Source organism: bacterium, from assembly GCA_004322275.1.
GTDB lineage: Bacteria > Desulfobacterota > Deferrisomatia > Deferrisomatales > BM512 > SCTA01.
This window is the reverse complement of sequence record SCTA01000008.1, coordinates 44,601-52,718: the sequence shown is the minus strand read 5'-3', so window position 1 is coordinate 52,718 and position 8,118 is coordinate 44,601. Positions and strand designations below refer to the sequence as shown.

Genomic DNA, 8,118 nt, shown 5'->3' with positions numbered 1-8,118 from the left:
GCCTATGGCCGTGCCCCACGTGTAAGCGGTGCGAGGTGCGGCGTTCTTGCCGTTGTTGTGGCAGGCGTTGGTGGAGCAGCTGTTGGCCGCGAAGGTCAGTGTCGCCTTTATGGTCTTGGTCTGGTTGACGTGGTTGACGTAATCAGTTTCAGCCGTGTGGCAATCTGTGCAGGCGCCGCCGGCGCTGGTGGTCGTGGTCATGTGGCTTGTATGGCTGCCGGTTGCGGGTGTGGTCGCGTGGCAGCTTGCGCAGGTGGAGGCGGTGTTCCACGTTATGGAAGTGTTTGTCCACGGTGAGGCAACCGCGCCCGTAGAATGGCAGTAGGTATTGGCGCAGGTGCCGTAGGTGGCGTCGATAATCGAGTTGTTGATCGAATAAGCCGTCGTAGCGGCGATCTTCGGGTTGGCTGTGTTGAATTCAACGTCTACGTTGCCGTCAACATGGCGCGTACCGTAGCTGGCGGCGTTGAAGGTGACGCCGTCGTCCGTGGTGACCGTGTTGTGGCAGAGGTTGCAGGAGATATTATACGTAGCGTTGTCGACGTGGGCGGTGTGCGAGCCGCTGGCCATGGTGGTGTTGCTGTGGCAGTCGCCGCAATCCGCGGTCGTCGCTGTCGCCCAGTCCGGCGTATCCACCGGGGTGTTGCCGGTGTACGTGCCGTGGCAGTAAAGATTGGTGCAGGTGCCGTAGGGAGCGCCGAGCGAAGAGCTTGCGCCGAGGCTGTACGTGTCGGCCACGTCCATGCGCGCGTCCGAGGTGTCGAAGGAAATATCAGCCAAAGCGTTGACGTGGAGTGTGGTGTCGGCGATGGTGGTGCCGTCGGCGGTTACGCTAACGTGGCAGATTTTGCAGTTTGTATTATAGGTAGTATCGAGGGTGTGAACCTGATGCGCGCCGGTGGACAGTTCCGTGTTGCTATGGCAGTTGCCGCAAGCTCCGCCGGTCACGGCGTCCCAGTCCGGCGTCACGGCGGGCGTATTGCCGGTGTAAACGCCGTGGCAGTAAAGATTCGTGCAGGTCTTGGAGGCGGGGACGTACGCCGCGCTTCCGGTTAGGCCTGTGAAGTTTGCTCCCGCGTTGTCGAGGTTCATGACCAAGAGTGAAACGTCGTGGTCCATGTCGCCGTCGGCGTGGGTACCTGAATAGGAGTTGGTGGACGCATTCAGCGTGGAGTGGCACACGCGGCAACTGAATCCGTAGCCGGTGGGAGAGGCGGCCTCGTGGCGCCTGTGCGAGTTTCCGACAGCCGAATCGGCATGGCAACCCTGGCAGGTGTCTATTGTGACGCCCGCGTCCCAGTCAGGCACCTTGTCCACAGCGGTGGCGTTTCGGAGTGTTTTCCCTGTGGGCGGGTAAATCGAGTTGTCGTCGGGGTTATGGCAGACGAGACCGGAGCAGGTCTTGCTGGCCGATACGTAGGAAGCCGCAGCAGGATTGAAATTTGTTGAAAAATCGACCTCCACATAGGCGGAGGGAATCGGTATGCCGGTGTTAGACGTCCAAGCGCCTCCAGGCTTTGAAGGATCATTATGGATATTGCCGGAGTGGCAGGATGAACAACCGTAGGCAAGAGTAGTGTTGTGGAGAGCGTGGAAACCAATCGCGCCGGGGTTGTCGACCAGTTGGTCTGTGCCGTTGGGGGGGTAGCCGTGGCAGGAGCCGCATACGGCGGCGCCGGGAACCCAGCCGTCGGTTGCCTTGTGAGCGTGGCAGCTGCCGCAATTTTCACCCACTGTGACGCCAACTACGCCGCCGGCGTGTCCGGGCGCCCATGTGGAAAAGGGCCAGACGGCTTTCTCCGGCGGACTGGCGCTATTCGAGTGGCAGTCGTAGTTGTCGCAGACACCATTGGATGAACCGCTGTAGCCCAGCGCATTATTTGGCCAGTAGTTAAAGGTTCCCCCTGTGTCGCGGCTGCCCGATCTGGCGTATACCATTGTATCTTTAACCAGATTGCCGGTAGAGCCAATGTCGGCGGCGGTGAAGTATTTGTCGCCGTTGGCGTCAAAGGGAAGTTTCTCCCGCACCATCATTATGTTGGCGCCGAGATTCTGACCGTGCGGGTCGTGGCAATCGAGGCAACCGGTGGCGTTCTGGTGGTTCGGGTGCGCCTGGTGGCAGTTGGTGCAGACCGATTGCAGATTCTTCCCCGTGAGAGCAGAAGTGCTGGCGGTCTTTAAGGGCATATTAAAACGCATGTTCAGACGGTTTGGAAAGTCGTGGGGCGTGTTCGGATCGTGGCAGGAGTTGCAGGTCAGGTTTATGGTTTTTGTGTAGCCGGTAGTACCGGCGTAGGCGTTTCCGCCGTGGCCCTTGGTTTCGTAAACGCTTGCCACTCCGCCGTCGTCCGCGTTGTGGCAGAGGCCGCAATTTGCCTCGGTGACGTAGGGGCTGAGGTTTGCCGCGCTGTCGGAAGAGGTCCCGTCTTCGCGGAGGGTAAGTATCGAGGCGGCGCCGGGTGAGCCGTGGGTGCCGTGGCAATCTCCGCAGGAGTCGGGAGCGGGCCCGCCGTTTACCGTTACCATGTAGGTGTAGTTGTGCGACGGAGGAGCGAAGCGGGTTCCTACGGGCGTCACGGTCGTTCCATTGGGATTGTGGCAGCTTACGTTCGCGCAGGTCTGGTAGGGATCGGTCGGGTTGACCACCGGCAGGTCCGGATCGATATCTATGCTCTGCTGCCAGGTGTAATCACCCGTAAGGGCATCGACGCCGTGAACGTTGGCGTTGCCTCCGACCGGCGATACGTAGCTTACGGCGTTGTTGTGGCAGTCCGTACAGTCGAAGTCGGCGTCTCCGCCCGTCGTGCCATTCTTTATCACCCTGTGCTTGGAGCGGGTCTGGTCGCTGTACAGCTCGTCCACCGGGACCATGTCGGCTCCCGGGGCGACTGAAACCGCGTGGGACTCGTGGCAGAAGAGACACGGCGCCGAGCCGGTGGTCCATCCCAACTCCGTCGTCTTCGGAGATCGCCTTATCAGCCTTGTGCCGCTCAGTATGCTTGAACGGCTGACTGCATGGCAGTCGTAGCACAAAGAGCCGTTGGGGTAGTGAGTAGCGTAAGCTTGCTCACCCGTCACAGCCACTGCCAGAAACGCAATGGCCACCGCCGCGAAAACAGCCAGTTTCGTCTTCATCTCATGTCTCCTGCTGCACCCATAAAACTACCGCTCCTGAATCAGAATCAATAACCAAAACGGAGAAATCCCTACGCGGTCAAGACCGCCGGGAACTCCCCTCGGGTATGCAAACCCTGCCTGAATAAGATGCGCCTAATGGCAACCATGGCATAATGTATTATCACTCTCTCTCAAGCGCAACATATTGTTGTCGGGAATTTGAGTTAAATCTCCGCCCGTCGTGACGAAAACCCTCAGATCCGTGCCGTGAGGATTGTGGCAGGTCACGCAAATCACCCTGTTGCTGGCGTTTGCGGGGTTTGTGCTGGTTGTGCCGACAACGTATTTCTCCAGGGGCAGCGCCACGCTGCCGCCGTTGAAGGGATTCCTCAGAAACTTGGGGGGCACCGTGGGGCTCATGTTCAGTTGGCCCGGGTTGCCGTCCCACCAGTCGATGGCCCTGTCGGGATTGGCGTCATAGGTGAAAGTCCCCACCACGCCGCCTGCTCCGTACCGGGATTGCTCCCACCTGTCCGTAAACCACTCTACCCAGTTGAAGGTCCCGTCGATATTGCTCATTATCTCCTGGGAGACGTTGGGGACGACAAGAGCCGCCGGAGCGTCTTTAGTCCCGGTATGGCTGGGGTGATGGACGAGGTTTCCGGGGGGGCCGGGATATGAAGTGTTGGAATGGCATTCGCTGCAGAGCCCCGAAGTATGGTTGGAATCCTCAAGCAGAGTGTTCAAAAGCCGCTGGAAATTTGCGGCGGCGGCCGGAAAATGCGGAGTGGTAACGCTGTTCGAATTGTGGCAGGAGGTGCAGTCTATCGGCGTAACGTGGCTGGTGTCGGAATTTACCAGAGGGTCTTCAAGCTGTATCTTCGGGTCGCCGTGGCCGCCGCGAGAATAGCCGCTGAGCGTGGCGAAATAGTTGTCGGCAACCACTATCTTGTCGTCGTTGTAGGTAGCTGTCGCGCCTGAACCGGCGGGGCCGTATTTGAGCGCCGGGGTCGCGGCGTCGTCCCATATTTTTATGTTCGCCGGGGTCCTGTCGTGACAACCCTTGCAGACCTTGGAAAGATTCTGCCCGTCGCTGGCGGCGGAGGGGGGTGAATGGCCCGAGACCTCGGTGGAGTAATCTCCAAGGTTCCAGTTGACGACGTTGCCCGTATTGTCGCTTGCGTCCGTGCCGTGGCAGTTGACGGTCTTGCACGCCGAATCGGCAGTGTCCATCGAAGTGGCCGAAGGAGTCGTGGGCAACGCCGAGCCGCCGTAGGAAGCGCCCACTCCCCAGGAATCGGCCAGCGAACGGCCCCGGATATTCACGAAGCCTCTGGAGGTCGCGAGATCCCAGCAACCTATGCCTTTGTTGCTGTCGTTGTGGTTGTTGGAGCCCGAGCCGTCGCCGTGGCAGGGGTCGCAGAGCATGACGGCGTCGAAATTGTTGACGGCGGGAAATTCCGCTCCGGTTTTCGCGGCCAGAAGCCTTACGTGATCGAGGTGAGGTCCGCCGCCGCCGGTGTAATTCTGCTCCGTTGCGGTCGAGGGGGTGCAGGTTCCCGGCTCGGGCGGGAAACCGTGGCAGCCGTTGCAAGCGCTTGGAGCGAAGCCGTCCTCGTGCTTGTGGCAGGTCGCGCAGCGGGTCGCCAGCATGTGGGTCTCATTGGCGGAACCATCGCGCTTGAAATAAATCGTCTGGTTGTGGCAGACCTCGCAGATGCCGCCAGGCGGGCCAGGGAGTATGGGATAGCCCGGCCCTCTTCCGTCGGTGGGGTCTACGTCGTCGAAGAGCACGGGCGATATATTAGGCTTGTCCTGCGGAGTTCCGTACTGGTTGGACCCGAAGGAGGTGTCGCCCGCCGCGGTGGGAGCGCTTATGTGACTTTTCACCATGAAAACGTTGGGGTTGTCGCCGTGCGGATCGTGACAGTCTACGCATTTGAAAGCGTAATTCGTACCCGGCCAGGTCGCGCTGACGCCGCCGTAACCCTCGGCGACCATGATCGCTCTGGAGTGGATATGCATGTTGATTCTGGAGGCCGTGCCGCTGACGCCGTGGCAGGTGTTGCAGAGGCCGTCGGTGTTGGCGGCGTACGCCGGGATAAGGCGGTAGGGATTCGATGAGGCTTTTGGCAGATGCGCAGTGGAGTCGTCATGGCACACCGTGCACTCCGTCGGGAGCGTCGAGGTGCCGTCGGTGTAACCCGCGCCGCTGTTGCGCGCGCCCAGCCGGTTCGGCGCGGGGTATTGGGAAGCGGTGTCGAGGCCGTGGCCGTAGGTATTGTACTGCGTGGAGTTGACCATGTTGGCGACGCCGTCGGAAGCCTCGTAAGGCTTGTCTCCCGCTACGGGTTCGTTTCCGCCGTGGCAGTCAAAGCAGATCGGGTAGCCCGGCTGCATGTCGATCGGGAAACCGAGCAGGGCCTGGTTGCCCGTGAAGGGAGCCCCCTTGGTGCCGCCGTGGTCGTGGCAGATCGTGCAGTCGCCGCCCTCGGGGTGGGGTGTGATTTCCGCCCCGGCCCTGTTGTTGTGATCCGTGGTGGTATGGCAAACCGCGCAGATGTCGTCGCGGTTGTCGGCGTCGATTTCGTCGAGTCCGTCGGGACCCGCGAAGATGCCGTCCGGATCCCCCGCGGGGCTGTCCAATACTACATTATACGTATCCCAGTCGCCTGAGCCTGTCCCGAAGCCTGTGGCTATCTTGCCGCGCACCATGAACCAGTTTGGATTGTTGCTGCCGGCGTCACCCGAGCCGTGGGGGTCATGGCACTCTGAGCAGTCCTTGTGCATGTCAAGGGTTGATTTGTAAAGCGTGCTGGAGCAGTCGTCACCGCCCTGATCGGCTTCGTGGGTGTAGACCCAGCCCAAGGTGTCGACGGTGCCGTCGGTTGAATTGTTGGAAAAATGGCAGGCGTTGCAAAAACCGAGCTTGGGCGCGTTGGTAGCGTTGCTGCCACAGGGGACCTTCGCCGGGTCGAGCATGTCGCCCGAGGTGCCGAAGCTGACCTCAGTGCCTGCGGGATCTGTGGGCAGTGGGGTGTTTCCTGTGGACTCGTAGTAGGTGCTCCAGGGATTGGAATTGGTATAGTCGGCGAACTTCCACGCCTTGCGGTTGTCGTTTGTAAGGCGACCGTTGTTGGAGGAACCCGACAGGGTGTAATCGGTGTAGTCGAGGCGGGTCGTGTTGGGCTCTGTCCCGTGCATCCCACCCAAAGTGAAGGTTGTGCCTGTCGTACGCGGAGTGTAGTCAAAACCCTTGACCACCTTGCCCTTCCCGTCAATGGTCTGGACATTGCCCGGAAGGAGCTTGAAGGCTGTGGAACCATGGTAGACGTGGCACTGCAGGCATGGAATTTTAGCGGCCCGGTTGGCGGAGACGAAAGCGGAGGTATTGCCGTGGCCTCCGTTTCTGAAATACTTCTCAACCCGGGGAGCCTTCAGCCCGCTCATGGTTTCGTCGGCGTCGACGCTCCCGTCATGGCAGCCGATGCAGAAGTCGTCGTAGGCGACAAGGCTCTGCCAGTTGGGCATCGGGGTAGTCGGCGGTGCGAAAGTGGTTCCGTTAGGAAGCGCGACTATTCTGCCGTCATTGGGGAGGGTGGCGGGTACGTTGTGGCAGGCCAGGCAGCCGTTGTTCGCAACGACGTTCAGCGGCAGCGCCGGGTTGTAGTTCAGGTTGTGCTTGGACTTTATGCCGTTCAGGAGGTCAAGCTCGCTGCCGACGTTGTTTACCGCGAGCAGCTTGGCGTTTGTCTGTGTGCCGAAGGTTGTGTTGGAGGAGTGGCAGTCGAGGCAGGCGTAGGTGTTGTTGTAGTGCGGCGACTGGTGGCATCCGCCGTTTTTCGTAAGGCAGCTTGTCGCGCCGTTGTGGGCGTTTTTATGGAAGGCGAACTTGTAGTTGCCCGGAAATGCAAGGTTCCACTGCATCACGGCGACGTTTTCGACCTTGGTGGTTCCGTTGTGGCACTGTGCGCAGACCTTTACGTCGCCGTTGGCGGTTCCGCCGGCGATGTAACCGCTGGCGGTGAAGTCGTTGTCCCCGGGCGCGCCGTAAGGATACGCCTTGTTGATACCGCCGAGATTCAGGATGAGAGCTTCGTTATTCGCCGTACCGGTGGGAGGCGGATCCGTTGACGCGTGGGGGTCGTGGCAGTGGTAACAGGCGAGCTTTTTGTTGGCGACATTGCCGACTCCCGTGCCTGAATTCGGCGTGTTGTGGCCCCCTCCGGTGCGGTTGTAATCCGCCATTATGTTCTTCATCCCCGACTCGATCAGGGAAGCGCCGGAGTAGGGAGGATTGGTCGAATCGCTCGCGTCGTGGCAGATAAAGCAGAGAACGTCGGCGGCAACGAAGGTGGCCTTCGTCCAGTCCACGTCCGTTCCGTAGGGGAGGCTGAGCCTCGGCGGATTGTCGGTGAGGTTGTTGGCTCCCGGCAGCGCCTTGCCGGCACCTATGACCATGTTCTGATGGTTCGGATAGCCGTCGGTCGCGCTTTTGGTGCAGAGCGTTTCCGGGACGAGGGTGCCGGGGGTCGCGCCGTTGTGGCAGTCGTTGCAGACTATGCGGATGTTCGCCGCGTAGGTGTATTCGTCGCCGAGAACGTCAACCGGGTGGGCGGAGCCGACGCCGATGCCGACGTTTCTCTTGCCGCCTTTGGCTATCTGTATCTCGAAAGCGACGTCGACTTCATGACAGTAACTGCAATCCAGAGGCGTAGAAGCGGTGGTAAGCAGGTTCCCCCAGACTCCGGCGCCGCAATACCATTCCGATTGATAGAGAAAGTCGTTGACGCGGTCGAAAAGGACGTTGCGCGACCCGGGAACCACGTTCGTCGAGCGGAGCGTGTGGCAGGCCACGCACTTGTTGTCCAGCGAATGGTCCGCAAGGGCGTCGAAGGGAAGGCATAAAACACCAATAGCCGCGACTGCGGCTGCAAAAAACACTTGCGGGATCACCCTTGTGACGAATCCGGAAAGAAGGTTTTTCGTCAAGGTTTTCAC

2 protein-coding genes are annotated in these 8,118 nt (G+C 60.3%); both read right to left on the bottom strand.

The annotated features are described in order from the left end of the window. On the bottom strand, positions 1-3,135 hold a 3,135-nt coding region (locus EPN96_03095), incomplete at its 3' end, for a CxxxxCH/CxxCH domain-containing protein (protein ID TAL18115.1). Positions 3,136-3,270: 135 nt separating this feature from the next. Continuing rightward, positions 3,271-8,109, bottom strand: coding sequence for a hypothetical protein (locus EPN96_03090; GenBank protein TAL18114.1), 4,839 nt, complete (start codon positions 8,107-8,109; stop codon positions 3,271-3,273). Positions 8,110-8,118 lie beyond the last annotated feature (9 nt).